The organism is uncultured Gemella sp. (assembly GCF_963519265.1).
In the GTDB taxonomy this organism is placed as follows: Bacteria; Bacillota; Bacilli; order Staphylococcales; family Gemellaceae; genus Gemella.
In genome coordinates this window covers 21,276-40,663 of the sequence record NZ_CAUQNQ010000008.1, presented here as the reverse complement: position 1 = coordinate 40,663, position 19,388 = coordinate 21,276, and the positions used below count along the sequence as shown (strand labels likewise).

The window sequence follows — 19,388 nt, the reverse complement described above, 5'->3', positions numbered from 1 at the left end:
CATTACTATTAAAACGACCACCAGGTCGTGAAGCATACCCAGGGGACGTATTCTACTTACACTCTCGTCTTCTAGAGCGTGCTGCTCGTGTAAATGAAGATTTCGGTGGAGGAAGTATCACAGCCCTACCATTCGTAGAAACTCAAGCAGGTGATATCTCTGCATATATTCCAACAAACGTAATTTCAATTACAGATGGACAAATCTTCTTACAATCAGATTTATTCTTCTCAGGTATTAGACCAGCGATTAACGCCGGACTTTCGGTATCTAGGGTAGGGGGATCTGCGCAAATTAAAGCGATGAAAAAAGTATCAGGTACTTTACGTCTTGACTTAGCATCTTACCGTGAGTTAGAAAGCTTTGCTCAATTCGGTTCTGACCTAGATCCAGCGACTCGTGAAAAACTAGAACGTGGTAAACGTACAGTTGAAGTTTTAAAACAAGACTTACACAAACCAATTCCAGTAGAAAAACAAGTTATGATTCTTTATGCTTTAACTCACGGATTCTTAGATGATGTAGAAGTTAAAGATATTCACAGATTTGAACAAGAATTATATTCATACTTAGATGCTCATGAAAATGAAGCAGTTAAGCACATTATTGAAACAAAAGACTTACCAGCAACAGAAGTTATGGATGAAGTAATCGCTGCATTCAAAAAAACTTTTGCTTAAGATGATAAGTAGTAGAGTAAAGGTGGTGAACTAATTGGCGTCACTAAGAGATATAAAAAACAAAATCAATTCTACTAAGAAAACTAGTCATATTACAAAAGCGATGGAGATGGTTTCAACTTCTAAGCTTTTAAAAGCACAATCAAATACACAAAAATTTAATCCATATATGCAAAAAATGCAAGAGGTGATGGGAACAATTTTTGGTAAAAGTTCTAGTATTAAACACCCGATGTTAGAAAAAAGAGAAGCTAAGAAAACTCTTTATGTGGTAATTACTAGTGATAGTGGTTTATGTGGAGGATTCAACTCAAACGTTATTAGAAACTTTGTTAATACTGTTAATGAAAGACATGCTAATAGCGAGTATGGTATTGTTGCTATAGGTAATTATGGGGCAGAATTCTTTAGAAAAAATGGCTATAATGTAGTTGATAGTTATAGAGATATACCAGATGAGCCAAGTTTCACTCAGGTTAAACAAATTACTAATAAAGTAGTAGGATACTTTATTGATAAAGAATACGATGAAATTTATTTACATTATAACCACTTTGTTAGTATGATCCAACAGGTTGTAACTGAAAGTAAAGTTCTTCCTATTGACAATACAGACAAATTCGCAAATTCTGAAGAGCAACAGCCTACAGGAGCATACGAATTTGAGCCTGGTGAGACAGCTGTACTAGATGTAATACTACCTCAATATGCAGAAAGTATGATTTATGGAAGTATATTAGATAGTAAAGCTAGTGAGCATTCTGCAAGAAAAACAGCAATGAAAAATTCAACTGATAATGCAGGAAATATTATTGATACACTTACGATTAAATATAATCGTGCAAGACAAGCTGCAATTACACAAGAAATTACAGAGATTGTAAGTGGAGCAGCAGCAACAAAATAGTAATGAGAAAGGAGAAGCTATTAAGTTAGCATACAACATATGAATAAAGGTTATATTCTCCAAGTTATGGGACCTGTAGTAGATGTTAAATTCGAATCAGGGCATATGCCAAATCTATTAAACGCTTTAGAAGTTTATATAGAAAAAGGCGATGGGAAAAAAGAAAAATTAGTTCTTGAAGTTTCTCTAGAAATTGGTGATAACGTAGTAAGAACAATCGCTATGTCATCTACTGATGGATTAAATAGGGGAGCAGAAGTAGTAGATACAGGAGCACCAATTGCGGTTCCTGTAGGTAACTATACATTAGGTCGTGTATTCAACGTACTAGGTGAAGCAGTTGACCACGGTGAAGAAGCAGGAGCAGAAGTTCGTAAAGATTCAATTCACAAAGAAGCTCCAACATTCGAAGAATTATCAACTCACGTTGAGGTTCTTGAAACAGGTATTAAAGTTATCGACTTACTTGCACCATATATTAAAGGTGGTAAAATCGGTCTTTTCGGTGGTGCGGGAGTTGGTAAAACGGTTCTTATCCAAGAACTTATCAACAACGTTGCGCAACAACACGGTGGATTATCAGTATTCACAGGTGTAGGTGAACGTACTCGTGAAGGAAATGACTTATACTATGAAATGAAAGATTCTGGTGTTATTAACAAAACAGCCATGGTATTCGGACAAATGAACGAACCACCAGGTGCTCGTATGCGTGTAGCATTAACAGGATTAACAATGGCGGAATACTTCCGTGATGAAGAAGGACAAGACGTGCTTCTATTCATCGATAACATCTTCCGTTTCACACAAGCAGGTTCTGAGGTTTCTGCGTTATTAGGACGTATGCCATCAGCCGTTGGTTACCAACCAACACTTGCTACAGAGATGGGGCGTTTACAAGAACGTATCACATCTACTAAAAAAGGTTCTGTTACATCTATCCAAGCGATTTACGTACCAGCCGATGACTATACTGATCCGGCTCCAGCGACAACATTCGCTCACTTAGATGCAACAACAAACCTTGAGCGTGCGTTAACAGAGATGGGTATCTACCCAGCAGTTGACCCACTTGCTTCTACATCAAGAGCACTAGCTCCTGAAATCGTAGGAGAAGAACACTATCAAGTTGCGACAAGAATTCAAAGAACTCTTCAAAAATATCGTGAATTACAAGATATTATCGCCATCTTAGGTATGGATGAATTAAGTGATGAAGATAAGAAAACAGTTGATAGAGCACGTCGTGTTCAATTCTTCTTATCTCAAAACTTCCACGTAGCTGAACAATTCACAGGTCAACCTGGTTCATACGTACCAGTATCTGAATCAGTACAAGCATTCAAAGGAATTTTAGATGGTAAATATGACCATATTCCTGAAGATGCATTCCGTCTAGTTGGTGGAATTGAAGACGTATTAGAAAAAGCTCGTAAACTAGGAGTAGAAGTATAATACAAATAGGAGGTAAATAAATGAATACTTTAAGTGTAAGCATTGTTACTCCTAATGGAGAAGCTTATAGCGCAAAAGAAGCTTCTATGGTTGTATTGGGAACTACAAGTGGACAACTTGGTGTAATGGCTAACCATGTTCCTATGGTAGCGTCATTAAAGATTGGTCCTCTTAAAGTGAATTTTCCTGATGGACGAGAAGAGTATCTAGCTGTAAGTGAAGGATTTGTGGAAACACATAAAGGCGAAGTAACTATTATAGTTCAAACAGCAGAATTAGGTAAAGATATCGATGTTGAACGTGCTAAAAGAGCGTTACAACGTGCAGAAGATCGTCTTGCTAAAAAAGAAGAAGGTCTTGATGTAAGACGTGCTGAACTAGCTTTAGCTAAAGCTTGTGCTCGTCTGAAGGTAGCTGAACAATTATAAGAAGAAATGTAGTTCATATTTATTATGGACTACATTTTTTTATTATATACTGAGATTACTTCATATTATGTTTTGAAATTTATAAAGAAACAAAAAACCTCGGAATTTAGGTTTCATAATAGAAATTTATTTCCGAGGTTATAATATTATTCTAATTAATTATTTTTTCTACGTTTTAATAATCCAACTATAGCAAGAAGTGATAGTCCAATTGCAGTTAGAGATTTACCTGTAGTTTCACCAGTTTTTGGAAGAGTTTTTGGTGCATTAGTAGGAGTTGAGTTTACTCCTCTAGTATCTATTACTGTGAATTTTTTCTCTTCTTGAACAGCTGATGAATTAATATCTTTTTCACTTGAAGCAAATGCTGTTTTAATCTTAGCAACAATTGCGAATTTACTAAAGTGATCAACTGTGAACTGTAGGTTATTTTCATTTACAAATGAAGGAATTAGTTCAATAGAATTATCTTCTTTAATATGATAAACAAGTATATCTTTGTTTTGTTCATTTTGAAGTAAAGCAACTTTTACTGTTCTTGGAACATCAACTTTTACTGTTTTATTATCTTTTTGTAATTCTAAATCTACAACTCTAATTGATGTAATATCTTTTTTGTCTTTAATACTATTGTTAGCATCTGCAACAACTTTATCTTTTAGATTTTCTAAATCTACATTTTTAGTGATATCTTTGGCAGATAAAGTTAAATCTTTATTATCTGTAGAGTATAAATCAACGCTTATATCTTTATCTTTTGATTTAATATTAACAGTAACTGTATTGTTGTTAATGTTTAGTTCTGGTAATTCTGATACAACAGGAGCATCAGAAGGAACTGAATATTCATATTTTGTACCATATTCATTTTCTCTAACTTTATTACCATTTTCAGAAATAACTGTGTTTCTTACACTTGGATGCATCACAAATTGATTGTTATCTTGGAATAGTTGTCCCATTTCAAGAAGTATTTTTTCTGAGTTGTTCTTAGCTGCGAACATAACACCAAGAGGAAGGTTGTTCGTACTCTTATAAACAGGTAATGATATTGCAGGGTTTCCTGTTAAGTTGAATAACCAAGTGAACGGTGTTCTTCTCATCATAGGTTCCCATTGTTTAACAAGTAGATTGAATCTTTCTTTTGGATCTTTGATCTTATTAATATTATAAAGTTGCTCTTCAACTTTTGGATCAACATAAGGATCTACTTTTTTATCATTTGATGGTGCTGTTACTGCATTAGTAGCCATTAAGAATAAATCATACTTTTTGTAGAATTCATTCATTTGGTTAAAGTAAACTGTAGCAGGTTTTGCAGATGAAATATCTGTATTTGCATTTTTTCCATTGTAAGATGATGTCCCTAATGCATAAGTTGCAGGATCTAAATCACGTTTGTTTTTTTCTTTAGCTAAGTTCGCTGCCGCAGTATAACCACCACCAATTGCACCTATTGTATATGTTCTAATACCTTCATAGCCATCAATAGGGAATTCTTTTACTTCTTCAACAGTAAAACCTTGTTTTCTTAGAAAATCAACAGCTTTAAGAACAGCTTTTTTACCATCTTCACTTAATTCAACGTCTTTTAATGGTGTTTTTAATGAATAAGCAATTTTAAGTGATCTTAAGTCCTTAGGAACTTCTAATAAAGTTTTTGGTTTACTGATTTTTGTTTTATCAAAATATGTTTTAGCATCTTCAATAGTTTTTACTAGTGGAAACTTAACAACATGTCCAGTTGGTTTTAAACCGATTAGACCAGTCCATGAAGCAGGAATACGAATTGATCCTCCAGCATCACTTCCGCTTGCGATTGATACCATACCGCTAGCTACAGCACCAGCACTTCCTCCTGAAGAACCTCCAGTGTTACGACTAGGATCCCAAGGGTTACCAGCAGGCCCTAGTAATTTAGAGTCAGTAATATTTCTAGTTCCAAACTCAGGGTAGTTAGTTTGTCCAAGGATAACAAAACCTAGTTTTTCAAATTCTTTCGCAACAGCTCCACTTACTGAAGATGTTTTACCTTTATTTAAATACACACCATAAGAAGAATCTCCGTTTTTCAAAGCATCTAATCCTTTAATTAATGTAGGAACACCTAAGAATGGTTGTTCATCCCAATTTACAGGATTAGAAGCTAGTTTTCCTGCGCTAATACGATTGTCAATTTCTTTGGCTTTTTTATATGCTTCTTCAACAATAGCATGAGGAATTTTACCATTTTCTGTAGTAAGAACAGCATTTAACTTAGGATTTTCTTCTTCTATAACTTTATAAGCTAAGTCAACAAGTTCTGTACTAGTAACTTTTTTCTCACGAATTAGTTTTGCGAGTTCTAGAGCGCTTTTTTGTTTATATTCAGCTACGGTGAATGGAATTGTTGGTTTAGCAACTTCCTTGTTTTCAACACTAGCACTGTTTGTTGATTCATTGTTACTAGAAGTCGGTACTACAGTGTTAACTGGAGAAACAGGACTAGCAGTTGTTGAAACAACAGCATTATTTGTAGAGTTGTTTACAGCAACAGGTTTATCGTTAGTATTAACTGTATTAGTCACATTCGACGGTGCTGTTGCTTTATCTTCACTAGCTTTAGCTTGATTGTCATTAGCTAATACTGGAAATAATGTAGCAGCTGCAAAGGCAGGAATAAGTACATATTTAATATTATTTTTTTTCATTTTTAACTCCTATTTAAAATAATTATTTAAGCCTTGAAAAAGCTTTCTACATACCATTATACTCCTATACTAATTATCAATCAAGAAAATAGTTAGATGAAATGAAAAAAATATTAACAGGGTTTTCTATATAGATAGAATAGCAGTTAAGGATATAGAAAAATATTTTTTCAAAACAAAATAAATACGGTCAATTATAGGAATCAACCGTATTTTAAATTAATTTAATACTAATTATTATTTTTGCGTTTTAGTAATCCTATTAAAGCAAGGAATGAAAGCCCGATTACTGATAGGAAGTTGCTTGTACTTTCTCCTGTATTTGGAAGAGTTTTAGGAGTTGAATTTAATTTAGTTGAGTTTGTATTTACTACTTTTTTCTCTCCTTTAACAGATAAATTTAGTGAATTTTCAGATTTACTTGGAGTAGTAATAGTTCCATTGTTGATATTTAAGGTTGGTAATTCTGCAACAGTAGGTGCGTAAGTTGGAACTGCGTATTCAAATTTAGTTCCATCTTTACTTATTCCTATTTTATTTCCATTTTCTGAAATATTTGAGCTTCTAATAGCTGGGTTCATTTTGAATTGATGTCTGTCTTGGAAGTATTGACCAATTTCTAAAAGAACTTTTTCTGAATTGTCTTTTGCTGCGAACATTACACCGAATGGTAGATTTTTATCACTTAGATATGTTGGTAGTGAAATCGCAGGATTTCCAGATAAGTTAAACACCCAAGTATATGGAGAACGTCTTGTCATCGGTAACCATTGTTTAATTAATAAATCAAATCTTTCTTTTGGATCTTTAATTTTATTAATATTATATAGTTGCTCTTCAACAGCTGGATCTACATATGGATCAACTTTTTTATCATTAGAAGGTGCAGTAACTGCGTTAGTTGGAACTAAGAATAAATCATATTTTTTATAAAATGCATTCATTTGATCTATAAATGTAGATAATGGTTTTACTGAAGAAACATCAGTATTTGCATTTGGTCCCATATATGAAGAAGTTCCTAATCCGTAAGTTGTAGGATCTAGTTGACGTTTGTTTTGTTCTGTTACGTTTTTAACAGCTGCAACATAACTTTCTTCACCGATACCACCTACAGTATATGTTTTAATTCCTTCGTATCCATCGATAGGGAATTCTTTAACTTCTTCAACAGTAAATCCTTCTTTTCTTAGGAAATCTACTGTTTCTAAAATAGCTTTTTTAGCAACTTCACTTAATTCAAGATCTTTAAGTGGAGTTTTAAGAGTGTAGGCTATTTTTAATTTTTTCAAATCTTTAGGTGGTTCTACTAACGTTTTTGGTTTACTTAATTCAGTTTTTTCAAAGTAAGCTTTAGCATCTTCGATAGTTTTTACTAGAGGGAATTTAACCACGTGTCCAGTAGGTTTTAAACCGATAAGACCAGTCCATGAAGAAGGAATACGGATAGATCCTCCAGCATCACTACCACTAGCTATAGGTACCATACCACTAGCTACAGCACCAGCACTTCCTCCTGAAGATCCTCCAGTATTACGACTAGGATCCCATGGGTTACCAGCAGGTCCAAATAATTTAGAATCTGTGATATTTCTAGTTCCTAATTCTGGGTAGTTAGTTTGACCAAGTATAACAAAACCTAATTTAGCAAATTCTTTAGCTACAGGACCACTTTCGTCAGCAATTTTACCTTTGTTTAGATATACACCATTAGTGTAGTCACCATTTTTAAGTTGATCAAGACCTTTAATTAAAGCAGGTACACCTAAAAATGGTTGTGCTTTCCAGTCTACAGGATTAGCAGCTAGTTTACCAGCACTAATACGATTATCTATTTCTTTAGCAGTTCTATATGCTTCATCAACAATAGCTTTAGGAATTTTTCCATTTTCAGTTGTTAGTACAGCATTTAATTTAGGATTTTCTTTTGCAATAACTTTATAAGCTAAGTCAACAAGTTCTGTACTAGTAACTTTTTTCTCACGAATTAATTGAGCAAGTTCTAAAGCACTTTTTTGCTTATATTCAGCTACAGTTAATGGCGCTTTTGTTTTAACAGTTTCGTTGTTAATAACACTTGCACTATTAGTTGTTTGATTGTTATTTATTGGTGTTGGTTTTACGCTGTTAGCTGGACTAGCAGGGGTAGTAGGTGTTGTTTCTGCAACATTGTTAGTAGTAGGAACATTAGATGGTTTTGCATCAGTAGTTTCTGGCTTACTAACAGTAGAAGTTGTTGCATTTTTATCCTCATTAGCTTTAGCTTGATTATCGTTAGCTAAAACAGGGAATAATGCTGCAGCTGCAAATGCTGGTATAAGAACGTATTTAAAATTATTTTTCTTCATTTTTAACTCCTATTTTAAAATAAAATATTTAAATAAATGATTGAAGCTTGAAAAAGCTTCCTATTTACGATTATACTCCCGTAATGATAATCAATCAAGTAAATTATTTTCTAAAATAAAAAAAAATATAAGTGACTTAATAACATTTTTTTATTATTACATCTTAAGTCACTTATATTTTTTATTTAAATTAATTTGTTATTGTTTTTAAATTAGTATCCTTTTAAGGCGTTCAAACGAGCTTCTGATTGCCCTTTACCATCTTTTTTCTCACCTTGGTATACTGCAGATTCCCATGATCCGTACATAGGGTTAGGGAAGATGATGAATTTATCACCAAATTCTGCTTTTAATTGTTCAAACATTTTATCTCTATCAGCTTCTGATTTAGTAGAGAATTCAGCGAAGTCGACTAAGTTATCACCAAATAACATAACAAGGTTAGTGTGTTTTAAAACTTCTTGACGACGTCCTTCTTTAGATTTATCACCTTCTTTTTTGAACATTAGGTGATCGCGACCTTGAACAGGTAGTCCTTGTGCTTCAAGGTTTTTAATAGTTGCATCCACTTGAGCATCTGTTCTATCTGAGATGTAGTAGATTTGAACTTTATTTTTATCTGCAAATTGTAGGAATTCTTTAGCTCCAGCTACAGGTTTCGCTTCTGCTTTTTGAACCCATTCATCCCATAATTTAGGATTAAATGCAGTTCCATCTTTAATCATTTTTACTTGGAATGGAATGTTGCTTAATACTGTTTCATCAATATCTAATACGATAGAATAAGGTTTATCAGTAGGCTGTTTTAATAATTCTTTTAATTTATTAGTAGCAACGTTATAACCTTGTTGGTATAATGCATCTACTTCAGCAGCGTTTTGATACCATAGTGTTCCCATTGTATTTTCTCTTGATCTAAGTTGATCATAAGTAAGAGTTATTTTATTATCTCCACTCTTATTTTCTTCTTTTTTTTCTTCAGTTTTTTGTGCGCATCCAGTTGCAAGAACGACTGTAGCTAATACTGAAGAAATAGACATAACAAGTTTTTTATTTTTCATAATATATATAGCTCCTTTTGTTATCTACATATACAAGTATAAGATATAAATATATAAAATTCAATGTGAAATTATTTTAAAAAAATTTATAAACTAAATATTTTTTTATAGAAAATAAAAGCAAGTTAAGCAAACGCTTTAATTAATGATAATTAAATAAAAATAATATTATTATTTTTTTTAGGTAGTTAATCAGCGAATTTCAGAAAAATTATTTATATTCTAAAATATATAAATAATAGTGAAATATTACTGAGAAAGAATAATAATTTCAAACTTAGTAGATAGAAAAAACTATATAGGACTTGTAAAAAATACTTATTCTAAGATATAAATAAACTCGACTGAAATGTTATAATAATTTCAGTCGAGGTTATTATTAAATATTGATTAGTATTAGTATCTTATCATAATAAGTATAATTATTTTCCAAAATATCTTTTTCATCTTTCACAAGTTCGGGTTCATCAGTAATAATACCATCTGCGGGGCTTTGTAAATATTTGGTGATTAACGCTGGATCGTTTATAGTCCATACAAAAACTTGTTTATTTTCTTTTCTAGCTTGCTCGACTAGACGGTCTCTATATGAGAAGTCTTCTATGACGAAAAAGTCAACATTACTATGATGAAAATTTCCGAATTGAAGAGGAATAACATAACCAGTTTCCAAGGTTGGTACTTTTGTTTCTAGTTCTTCCATAACTTTAGAGTTTAGTGACATAAATTTATAATTTTCAAGTTTTAATCTCTTAACTTCATCAATCAATATGTCGATATAATTAGGTGGTTCTGCTCCATGAGGTTTAAGTTCGATTACAAGATTCATGTTTAATTCTTTCGCTTTATTTATAAATTCTTCTAATGATGGAATTTTACTAGTATAATCACCTTGTTTAATTGTTAAACCTACTACTTCATCAAAATTCATATCTTGAACTCGCTTATTCACTCCTGCGAGTCTTTTTAAATTATAATCGTGCATTACTACAAATTTATTGTCTTTTGTTAGAATAATATCAAATTCTACGTAATCAGCACCAATTTCAGCCGCCCCTTCGAGCGCTTCTATTGAATTTTCTACACCTTTAGCAACATATCCACGGTGAGCTATAGTCTCAATGTTTTTGTTAACACCGTTTCCGTACATATTAAAACCATTCACAAGAACCGCAACAACTATAATTACTGTGGTCAATGTTACTACTAATCTTGATTTTTTCTTATTTTCATTAAGATTATTAACCAGTTTTTCGGATATTTCGTTATGATCTATTAGAACAGTTATTAATGAAGTTATAACCGTTACTTTTGAAATAACACCTAAAAAGAAGACAATTCCACTTATCGAAGAGAAAAATAGTGTTTGTATAACTGGATTATTACCGTCATTATCGAAATAGATGCAAATGTATGTAATTACACCAGTTAAAACTGCAGCAATTAATAAATATATTATTTCGAATAATAGTATAGTTAAGACTAGTTTTCTTTTGCCAGTTTTTGTAAGTTCCCAACTTCTTTTAATACTATCTAGTATATTTTCATCTCCAACAGCAGTAAGTGGAAGGGTAAAAATTAGTCGAAGATTTAGATAAGCAAAAACTATCATAATTAATCCCCATACGATAAGCCCACTGTTAGTCTTCATAATTTCACTACTTATAAATTTTGGTATAAATTAATTCTTTGCAAGAACAGATTTTACCCCAAGATTTATAGTAGGTATGGTTATTAAAAAGTAGAATATAAAAAATAAGGTTTGAAACCCTGCAAGATTCTTCGTCTTATTCCATGCATTGTCTAATATGCTTCGAAAAGAATATTGTTTTTCTGTTAATTGACCGTAAATGGTGAAGGTCAATATAGAAAACTCAATAAACATAAAAAATGCTACAATAAGAACTAGTAAGTTTAAAATTACAAAACTATAGGGATTAGTAAGGATATGTAGAATATTGTTTTTATCTAAATGCTCTTCACCTGCAAGAGTAAGAGCAAGTTGAAAAATTCTAGAAATGAGCCATAAACCACAAATAAGCATTAGCTGAATAATTGCGGCAATAGATATATATGTAAATTTATAACGATTTATATTTTTTAGAACATTGGAAAATAAATTATAAATCTTAAAATCCATGATAACCTCACTTTCTATAGTATTTTTATGCTATTAGATTATATCAAAATTACTATTTTCAAGCAAGGAGTAAGAAGCTTTAAAAAATATTTATGGTAACGTTACTTTTTTCTATTGACATTTGGGGTAGAAGAGGTGTACAATAAAAAAGTAACGTTACCATTACTGTTTGGTAAACGTTAAGAGTCATTATCATAAAAAAATACAAAGGAGAAAGAACTATGGACTTAAAAAAAGTTGTAAAAGAAGTTGTTGAACATAGTGGTGGTCAAGAAAACTTACGATCTGTTGTTCACTGTGCAACTCGTCTTCGTTTAGAATTAAACGATGAAAAAAAATATAATAAAGAAAAATTAGAAGATATCGAAGGTGTTAAAGGTGTATTCTTTAACAATGGTCAACTTCAATTAATCTTCGGAAGTGGTCTTGTTCAACAAGTTTACGCGGCATATAATGAAGTATTTAAAGGTGCTGCTTCAAATAGTGAAGAAGATTCAAGTGAAACTGTTAAAAAACCAAAAGGAAATCCACTACAGCGTTTTGTAAAAATGTTAAGTGATATTTTCGTTCCGATTATCCCAGCGATCGTTGCTGGTGGTCTTTTAATGGGTATCAATAACGTCTTAACAGCTAAAGATTTATTCTACACTGGTAAATCAGTTATTGAAGCTAATCCAGGTATTGCAGGTCTTGCTGATATGGTTAACGTATTTGCTAATGCACCGTTCGTATTCTTACCTGTATTAATTGGTTTCTCTGCTACTAAACGTTTTGGTGGTAATCCATATCTAGGTGCTGCACTAGCGATGTTAATGGTTCACCCAGATGTAATGAACTTCTATGTATTTGGTAAATTAGATCCATCTACAAACCAACTTCTTGCTCCAGCATTAGATATCGTTAACCAAAGTGGTCAAGCAGTTGATGGTCTACAAAGACTTACATCTCTTCAATACTGGGATGTATTCGGATTTAAGATTGCTAAAGTAGGATATCAAGGAACTGTATTACCAATCCTTGCAGCTGCTTGGTTATTAGCGACAATTGAAAAATTTTTACGTCGTGTAACTCCATCATGGTTAGATAACTTAACTACACCATTAGTTTCATTATTCGTAACTGGATTTGTAACATTCGCATGGATGGGACCTGTACTTCGTGAAGCTGGTACTTTATTAGGTGAAGGATTACAATGGTTATACATGCAAGGTGGATTCGTAGGAGCAGGTATTTTCGGTTTATTCTACGCACCAATCGTAATCACTGGATTACACCAAAGCTTCTCTGCTATCGAAACTCAATTACTAGCTGCAACAGGATTAACATTTATCTTCCCAATCGCATCTATGTCTAACGTAGCACAAGGTGCAGCGGTTCTTGCAGTATTAGTATTTTCTAAAAACACAAAAATGAAATCAATCTCATCAGCATCTGGAATTTCTGCATTATTAGGTATTACAGAGCCAGCTATGTTCGGGGTTAACTTAAGACTTAGATATCCATTCTACGGAGCTATTGCAGGAAGTGCGGTAGGAAGTGCATGGATTGGATTAAACAAAGTATTTGCATCAGCATTAGGAGCAGCTGGTCTTCCAGGATTCTTATCAATTCCTGCTAACCACTGGTCAACATTTGGTATTGGTTTAGCATTATCATTTATCGTTTCATTCTCAGTAACAGCATACTTCTTCAAAACTAAGAAGGAACTTGTAAATGCTAGCTAATAACTGGAAACAAAATCTTCATTTAGAACCTACTAAGGGTTGGCTTAATGATCCGAATGGATTAGCCTATTTTAAAGGTAAATATCATATTTTTCACCAATATTCTTACGAAGTAGAAGGTGGGTTAAAACTTTGGTATTACTATACTAGTAGTGACCTAAAAAATTATGAAGATCGTGGCGTATTTCTTACACCAACTATAGAAGAAGAAAAAAGTGGTGTTTATTCAGGAAGTGCTAATATAGAAGATGGAAAACTTGTCTTCTACTACACAGGAAATGTGAAATATAAAGGTGATTATGACTACGTTCATGAAGGACGTGGTCATAATACCATATTTTTTGAAACGGAAGATGGAATTAATTTTACTGAGAAAAAATGTCTGTTAACAACAGATGATTATCCTAATATGTCAAATCATGTTAGAGATCCTAAAATATTTGAAAAAAATGGAAAAAACTATCTAGTTCTTGGAGCTAGAGATAGCAATGATTATGGATGTTTATTAGTATTCGATAAGGATACTCTTAAACCGTATAAAACTATTTACTCAGAAAAAAATCTAGGATTTATGTGGGAATGCCCAGATTATTTCGAAGTAGATGGAAAAGAAATATTTATGTTTTCACCTCAAGGTATTACAAGAATGTACCCATATTATGAAAATATGTATCAAATTGGATATTCTGTTGTAGAAGAAGGAATTGAAAATGTAGATAAACTAGAGAACTTCACACTATTAGATTATGGACATGATTTTTATGCATCACAAACATTTTTAGATGAGGATAATAATCGTGTACTAATCGGTTGGATGTATGTGCCGGATAGTAGTTATACAAATCCGACTACAAAGTTTGGTTATCAAAACTGTCTAACAGTGCCTCGTGTAGTAAATTACAAAGATGGAAAAGTTAGACAAACCTTACATAAATCGGTGAAAGATTTATTAGGTAGCAATATTAAAACTAATGACTTTAATAAAAATACATGGTATTATAAACAAGAACATGGAGAAAGTTTTGAGATCAGTGTAGCTGATTTTAAAGTAAGCTATGAAAATAACGAATTAAAAATTTCTTTTGGTACTAGTGGTTACGGAAGAAATGATAGAAAATATAAATTGGATTTAGAAGATGTAGAAATAGTATTTGATAGTTCATCAATTGAATTATTTGCTAATGGTGGATCATTTACAATTTCGACAAGATTCTATCCAGAAAATCACGATGTAAAAATATTAGCTACTAATTATGTAGCAAAAGAACTTGGAGCAATCGAAATTAGAGAGGAGAACTAAAATGGCAGTTTTATGTATAGGAGAAATGCTAATTGACTTTATTGGAGAAGGTGTAGGAACAATCGATAAAGTAAAATCATTTAAAAAAGAGGCTGGTGGATGTGTAGCTAATGTTGCGTGTGTTGCACAGAAACTAGGACACAAGAGTTATTTATTAACATCATTAGGACAAGATGGTTTTGGTGATTTCCTAGAAAATACTTTAAAAAATGAAAATGTAGATTGTAGATATGTGAGTCGTAAAGTAGATAGTTTTACACCATTAGCATTTGTTTCTTTAGATGAAACTGGAGACCGTTCATTTAGTTTTTACTTCAAAGGTTCATCAACATTAAGAATTAGTAAAGAAGATGTAGAGAAAGTAGATTTATCAGAAATTGAAGCAATTCACTTCGCAAGTATCGCTATTCAAGAAGAATCAAAAGATAGCCATCATTTACTACTGAAAAAAGCAAAAGAAGCAGGTGTGCTAATTTCTTTTGATGTTAACTTACGTTTCAATTTGTGGGACAATCACAAAGTGTATCTTGAAACTATTAAAGAATTCTTACCTTATGTTGATGTTATTAAAGTTGCTGATAACGAATTAGAATTCCTAACAGGAACTACTAATATCGAAGAAGCATTAAAAAAAGACTTCAGCCACATGAAAGTTGTTCTTTATACTAAAGGAGAACACGGCGCAGAAGTTTACTATCAAAATCATAAGGTAGTAACTGAAATCCCTAATATAAAAGCGGTTGACACTACTGGTGCAGGTGATGCATTTGCTGGTTCATTCTTATCTAAACTATTAAATTATGAACTTAATAATATTTCAGAAGAAGAACTGTCAGATATGGCAACATTTGCGACAAACTATGCTAGTTTAACAACTACAAAAATAGGTGCAATTTCAAGTTACTTAACAGAAGAAGAATACAATAAACTAATATAATTTTTCAAAAAATAAGTCCTAATTAGGGCTTATTTTTTTGGATAGAAAAATACGGATTATTATGGTAGAATTAGTGTTAAATAATTAAAAAATGAAAAGAAATTAATAAAACTAGTAGATGTAATCTCTAGTTAATATAAAGATGGAAAATAAATTTAAAGTAAGTAATGAAGTAAAGATAGGTGAAAGTATGAAAAACAATTTAAAAATAAGATTATCAGTTGATAACTTCTATGATAATATCTCAAAAAACAAACAAAAGACAAAAATTGATCCGAAAGAACTTAGTAAGTCATTAGGATACGATGAAAAAATTATTAATGAATTTCCAGATGAAATTAATATGGGACTTTCTTGTGGGAATCCAATTAATCACCTGAAAATTAAAGAAGGGCAATCTTTAATAGATTTAGGGTGTGGAGCTGGAATGGATATTTTCATAACAAAGATGAAAAATCCTAAAGTAGGAACGCTTTATGGTCTAGATAGATTAGATTCTATGTTAGAAAAAGCGAAGAAGGTTTGTGATAATAAGAAGTTTGATAATATAGAGTTTATTAAAGGTGAATTAATCAATATCCCATTAGAAAATGAAGCTGTAGATAGAGTTATTAGTAACTGTGTTATAAACCTAGAACCTGATAAGCAAAAAGTTTATGATGAGATATATCGTATACTTAAAGAAGATGGTATGTTTGTAATATCTGATATCATTTTGAAAAAAGAATTGCCATTAGAATGGAAAAATTCTAGCAGAATGCATTGCACTTGAGTAGCAGGTGCTCTTCTGGAAGAAGAGATGGCTGATATTATCAAGGAAGCAGGGTTTACTAAGTTCCAGATTATTAATTCTGATGTTACGGATGAGTACGCAGAAAAATGGGGCTATGGTAAAGGGATGAAAGATTATATTCAAAGTGGACTACTTATTGGAAGAAAATAATTATTTTGGCTAATGTTTTAGAAAACGTTAATCATTAACTTTGACATGTATAGACAAAATAAGGTAAAATGAGAAGAAACTAATAATAATTAAAAAATTTTAAAATTTTGTTGTTAAAATGAGAATATAAGTTTGAATTTTGGTATAATATATCGTAATGATAACTTCTTCATTGTTTTTGTTATATATATTACAAAATGTATAAGATTTCATAGGATTTTCACTAAAAAATCGTTAATATATATTTTGTACATTAAATAATAGTTTAAACTTAATTTTAGTTAGTATATATATAATAGATTTGTATTAGGAAAATAACATAAAAGTATAGTTAGGAGTGAAAGTCAATGAGGTTATTACTGGCCGAGGATGAGAAAGACTTAGCAGATGCACTTGAAGCAATGTTAAAACATAATAATTATTCTGTAGATGTAGTAGATAATGGACAAGATGCATATGATTATCTAATGTTAGATGAATACGATGGAGCAATTTTAGATGTCATGATGCCGCAGATGGATGGAGTAACAGTTGTAAAAAAAATAAGGGAAAATAAAAAAAGTACTCCTGTATTATTACTTACAGCTAAATCAGAAATAGAAGATAAAGTATATGGATTAGATAGTGGGGCAGATGATTACTTAACTAAACCCTTTGTTACAAGAGAATTGTTAGCAAGAGTACGTTCAATGACAAGAAGACAATCTACATTTACGAGTAATGTATTAGAATTAGGAAATGTGAGTTTAAGTAAATATACATTTGAGTTATCTACAGAAAAAGATAAAGTAAGATTATCTAATAAAGAATATCAAATGATGGAATTACTAATGCGAAATCCAGGAAATGTAATTCAAACTGAACAATTTTTAGAAAAAATTTGGGGATATGATAGTGATTCTGAAATTAATGTAGTATGGGTTAATATATCGTATTTAAGAAAGAAATTAAAAGCGTTAGATGCTAATGTTCAAATCAAAGCTACAAGGAATGTAGGATATACACTGGAGATGCTAGATGTTTAAGAGTCTTAGGAAAAAATTTATAGCGACAGCTGTTGGGAGTGTAGCTGTTGTAGTAGCAGTATTGGCTATTACATTAAATTTTATAAATTTTAATAAGTTAGAAGAAAGAATAGACACAACTCTTCTAGAAGCCTCAAAATCTCAGGCGTTGATTAAAATCTTTACAGAAGATGGAGATGATTTAGTAATTACGAAAAATTCATCTAGTCCTACAGATTATAATGGCTTTTCTATTGCTAAAGTTGATAATATCGGAAGGGTAATAAAGGCATATCGTGATGATTCTTTATTGCCAGATCAAGATGCCTTGCAAGATAAAGTAATCGAAGCTATTAAAGTGGGAAAAACGAGTGGTTTCATCGGTAGTTATAGATTTTTAAAAGTAGAATCAAACGTTGGAAATTTAATACTATTTTTAAATTGCCAACGTGAATTGGATTCTTTTGAATCATTTTTGAAAAATAGTATTTTAATCTCTTTTGTTGTGATAGTGTCAGTACTTATTTTGGTTATTTTAGTATCTAAAAAAGTTATAGCACCAATACAAGAGACTTATATAAAACAGAAGCAATTTATAACGGGAGCTAGTCATGAGTTAAAGACGCCATTAGCTATAATTAGTTCTAATGCTGATGTATTAGAAATGGAACACGGGGACTCTAAGTGGACAAATAATATTCATAACCAAGTAGAGCGTCTTTCAAGTTTAGTTAACAGTTTGGTAGTATTCAGTAGAATGGAAGAAAAAGATTCCGTCGAGCGAGCACAATTTAATTTAACGGAAGCTTTGAAATCGAGGATTGAGGATTTTAATGAGTTAGCTAACTTCCAGAAAAAATATATAGCAATCGACATAGATTCTGGTTTAAATTATTATGGTGAAAAGGATTCTATAGTTCAGTTGATGGATATTTTATTAGAAAATGCTATTAAATACGCACCAGAAGATAGTGATATACTAGTCTGTCTTAAGAAAAATAGAAAGAATGCTATTTTAAAGGTTTCAAATAAAGCAGATGTTAAAAAAGGTGATTTAAGTAAGGTTTTTGATCGTTTCTATCGTTTGGATGAATCAAGAAATAGTACAATCAAAGGTTACGGTATTGGGTTATCTATGGCACAGCTTATTGCAGAAAAACATAGAGAAACAATACGTGCTTACTCACCAGAAGATGGTGTTTTTAAAATCGAGATGAGATTTACACTTGGTGAACGACATTAAACTGATTGTAATCCTTCAAACCATGCGGTTTGGAGGATTTTTTATATAAAAATAAGAGTTTATGGTAAAAAACATGTATAGAAAAAATGAAATTAGTAAAAAATATGATATACTATCCCTAATTAATATAAAAATATTAAAGTTGAATAGTATTAAGAAGATGAATTTTATTTTTTGGGGAATATAAAGGAGAAGAAATTATGTTTGATGTATTTTTTGATTTTCTAATTGGGGTTGTTGATGATGCGAAAAAATCACTAAAAAAATTGAATAGAATTCAGAGAATTATAGCAGTTATTTTTTATTGTATTGAGCTGATAATCCTTTTATTTATAGCATTGCTAACGATTGATGACTATCAAATTACAAGGGAGATATTATATTTATTTGGTTTATTCATTTTTGTAGGGTTATGCCATATGTTATTTTATAAAAAGTATCTGGAGAGAAATAAAAATTTAGATAAAGGTATAAGAATTGATAATAAAAATCTCTAATTAGTGGACTTTAAAGACTATCATTTCAAGT

Annotated in this window: 15 protein-coding genes and 2 pseudogenes; 12 read left to right on the top strand and 5 right to left on the bottom strand. The window is 31.5% G+C overall.

Going from position 1 to position 19,388, the window contains the following annotated elements; genetic code table 11:
* The 4 genes and pseudogenes from RWN11_RS02095 to RWN11_RS02080 all read left to right on the top strand — a co-directional run.
* Positions 1-680 (top strand): annotated as a pseudogene (locus tag RWN11_RS02095) (F0F1 ATP synthase subunit alpha); the annotation flags it as partial.
* A gap of 34 nt (positions 681-714) precedes the next feature.
* Positions 715-1,587 (top strand): ATP synthase F1 subunit gamma, encoded by an 873-nt coding sequence (atpG, locus tag RWN11_RS02090; RefSeq protein ID WP_314160145.1) that lies wholly within the window; start codon positions 715-717, stop codon positions 1,585-1,587.
* Positions 1,588-1,626: 39 nt separating this feature from the next.
* A complete protein-coding gene (gene atpD, locus RWN11_RS02085; RefSeq protein ID WP_314160144.1) occupies positions 1,627-3,042 on the top strand; it encodes a F0F1 ATP synthase subunit beta in 1,416 nt (471 codons plus the stop codon).
* 20 nt (positions 3,043-3,062) lie between these two features.
* Entirely contained in the window at positions 3,063-3,470 is a 408-nt protein-coding gene (locus RWN11_RS02080) for a F0F1 ATP synthase subunit epsilon (protein ID WP_314160143.1), read from the top strand.
* Between the two features lie 155 nt (positions 3,471-3,625).
* Here RWN11_RS02080 and RWN11_RS02075 read toward each other — a convergent pair whose 3' ends face one another.
* From RWN11_RS02075 to RWN11_RS02055, 5 genes and pseudogenes are all read right to left on the bottom strand, one after another.
* A complete protein-coding gene (locus tag RWN11_RS02075; RefSeq protein WP_314160142.1) occupies positions 3,626-6,160 on the bottom strand; it encodes an amidase family protein in 2,535 nt (844 codons plus the stop codon).
* A gap of 230 nt (positions 6,161-6,390) precedes the next feature.
* Positions 6,391-8,508 carry an amidase family protein gene (locus RWN11_RS02070; RefSeq protein WP_314160141.1) on the bottom strand — a complete coding sequence of 706 codons (2,118 nt, stop codon included), beginning with the start codon at positions 8,506-8,508 and terminating at the stop codon, positions 6,391-6,393.
* 212 nt (positions 8,509-8,720) lie between these two features.
* Positions 8,721-9,569 (bottom strand): 5'-nucleotidase, lipoprotein e(P4) family, encoded by an 849-nt coding sequence (locus RWN11_RS02065; RefSeq protein WP_314160140.1) that lies wholly within the window; start codon positions 9,567-9,569, stop codon positions 8,721-8,723.
* Positions 9,570-9,948: 379 nt separating this feature from the next.
* On the bottom strand, positions 9,949-10,719 hold the full coding sequence (locus RWN11_RS02060; protein ID WP_314160146.1) for a glycerophosphodiester phosphodiesterase: 771 nt from the start codon (positions 10,717-10,719) through the stop codon (positions 9,949-9,951).
* A gap of 36 nt (positions 10,720-10,755) precedes the next feature.
* Positions 10,756-11,709: pseudogene (locus RWN11_RS02055) on the bottom strand (glycerophosphoryl diester phosphodiesterase membrane domain-containing protein); the annotation flags it as partial.
* Positions 11,710-11,930: 221 nt separating this feature from the next.
* Between RWN11_RS02055 and RWN11_RS02050 the strand changes: the two are divergent.
* From RWN11_RS02050 to RWN11_RS02015, 8 genes are all read left to right on the top strand, one after another.
* Positions 11,931-13,433 (top strand): sucrose-specific PTS transporter subunit IIBC, encoded by a 1,503-nt coding sequence (locus RWN11_RS02050; RefSeq protein WP_304096535.1) that lies wholly within the window; start codon positions 11,931-11,933, stop codon positions 13,431-13,433.
* Complete coding sequence (locus RWN11_RS02045; protein ID WP_314160139.1) at positions 13,423-14,733, top strand: glycoside hydrolase family 32 protein; 1,311 nt, start codon at positions 13,423-13,425, stop codon at positions 14,731-14,733. Before RWN11_RS02050 ends, RWN11_RS02045 begins: the two co-directional genes overlap by 11 nt.
* Before the next feature lies 1 nt (position 14,734).
* Positions 14,735-15,670: a carbohydrate kinase gene (locus RWN11_RS02040; protein ID WP_314160138.1), complete on the top strand. Its 936-nt coding sequence runs from the start codon at positions 14,735-14,737 to the stop codon at positions 15,668-15,670.
* Positions 15,671-15,860: 190 nt separating this feature from the next.
* A complete protein-coding gene (locus tag RWN11_RS02035) occupies positions 15,861-16,442 on the top strand; it encodes a methyltransferase domain-containing protein (RefSeq protein WP_314160137.1) in 582 nt (193 codons plus the stop codon).
* A gap of 27 nt (positions 16,443-16,469) precedes the next feature.
* On the top strand, positions 16,470-16,613 hold the full coding sequence (locus tag RWN11_RS02030) for a methyltransferase (RefSeq protein WP_314160136.1): 144 nt from the start codon (positions 16,470-16,472) through the stop codon (positions 16,611-16,613).
* Positions 16,614-16,960: 347 nt separating this feature from the next.
* Positions 16,961-17,638: a response regulator transcription factor gene (locus RWN11_RS02025; RefSeq protein WP_314160135.1), complete on the top strand. Its 678-nt coding sequence runs from the start codon at positions 16,961-16,963 to the stop codon at positions 17,636-17,638.
* Positions 17,631-18,860, top strand: coding sequence for a HAMP domain-containing sensor histidine kinase (locus RWN11_RS02020; protein WP_314160134.1), 1,230 nt, complete (start codon positions 17,631-17,633; stop codon positions 18,858-18,860). Before RWN11_RS02025 ends, RWN11_RS02020 begins: the two co-directional genes overlap by 8 nt.
* Positions 18,861-19,060: 200 nt before the next feature.
* Positions 19,061-19,357: a hypothetical protein gene (locus RWN11_RS02015; protein WP_314160133.1), complete on the top strand. Its 297-nt coding sequence runs from the start codon at positions 19,061-19,063 to the stop codon at positions 19,355-19,357.
* The last annotated feature ends 31 nt before the right edge of the window (positions 19,358-19,388 follow it).

Excerpts from the sequence above, each read along its gene's own strand:
- atpD (WP_314160144.1), top strand. The coding sequence starts at position 1,627 with ATGAATAAAGGTTATATTCTCCAAGTTATGGGACCTGTAGTAGATGTT.
- RWN11_RS02080 (WP_314160143.1), top strand. The coding sequence starts at position 3,063 with ATGAATACTTTAAGTGTAAGCATTGTTACTCCTAATGGAGAAGCTTAT.
- RWN11_RS02075 (WP_314160142.1), bottom strand. The coding sequence starts at position 6,160 with ATGAAAAAAAATAATATTAAATATGTACTTATTCCTGCCTTTGCAGCT.
- RWN11_RS02070 (WP_314160141.1), bottom strand. The coding sequence starts at position 8,508 with ATGAAGAAAAATAATTTTAAATACGTTCTTATACCAGCATTTGCAGCT.
- RWN11_RS02065 (WP_314160140.1), bottom strand. The coding sequence starts at position 9,569 with ATGAAAAATAAAAAACTTGTTATGTCTATTTCTTCAGTATTAGCTACA.
- RWN11_RS02060 (WP_314160146.1), bottom strand. The coding sequence starts at position 10,719 with ATGTACGGAAACGGTGTTAACAAAAACATTGAGACTATAGCTCACCGT.
- RWN11_RS02050 (WP_304096535.1), top strand. The coding sequence starts at position 11,931 with ATGGACTTAAAAAAAGTTGTAAAAGAAGTTGTTGAACATAGTGGTGGT.
- RWN11_RS02045 (WP_314160139.1), top strand. The coding sequence starts at position 13,423 with ATGCTAGCTAATAACTGGAAACAAAATCTTCATTTAGAACCTACTAAG.
- RWN11_RS02040 (WP_314160138.1), top strand. The coding sequence starts at position 14,735 with ATGGCAGTTTTATGTATAGGAGAAATGCTAATTGACTTTATTGGAGAA.
- RWN11_RS02035 (WP_314160137.1), top strand. The coding sequence starts at position 15,861 with ATGAAAAACAATTTAAAAATAAGATTATCAGTTGATAACTTCTATGAT.
- RWN11_RS02030 (WP_314160136.1), top strand. The coding sequence starts at position 16,470 with ATGGCTGATATTATCAAGGAAGCAGGGTTTACTAAGTTCCAGATTATT.
- RWN11_RS02025 (WP_314160135.1), top strand. The coding sequence starts at position 16,961 with ATGAGGTTATTACTGGCCGAGGATGAGAAAGACTTAGCAGATGCACTT.
- RWN11_RS02020 (WP_314160134.1), top strand. The coding sequence starts at position 17,631 with ATGTTTAAGAGTCTTAGGAAAAAATTTATAGCGACAGCTGTTGGGAGT.
- RWN11_RS02015 (WP_314160133.1), top strand. The coding sequence starts at position 19,061 with ATGTTTGATGTATTTTTTGATTTTCTAATTGGGGTTGTTGATGATGCG.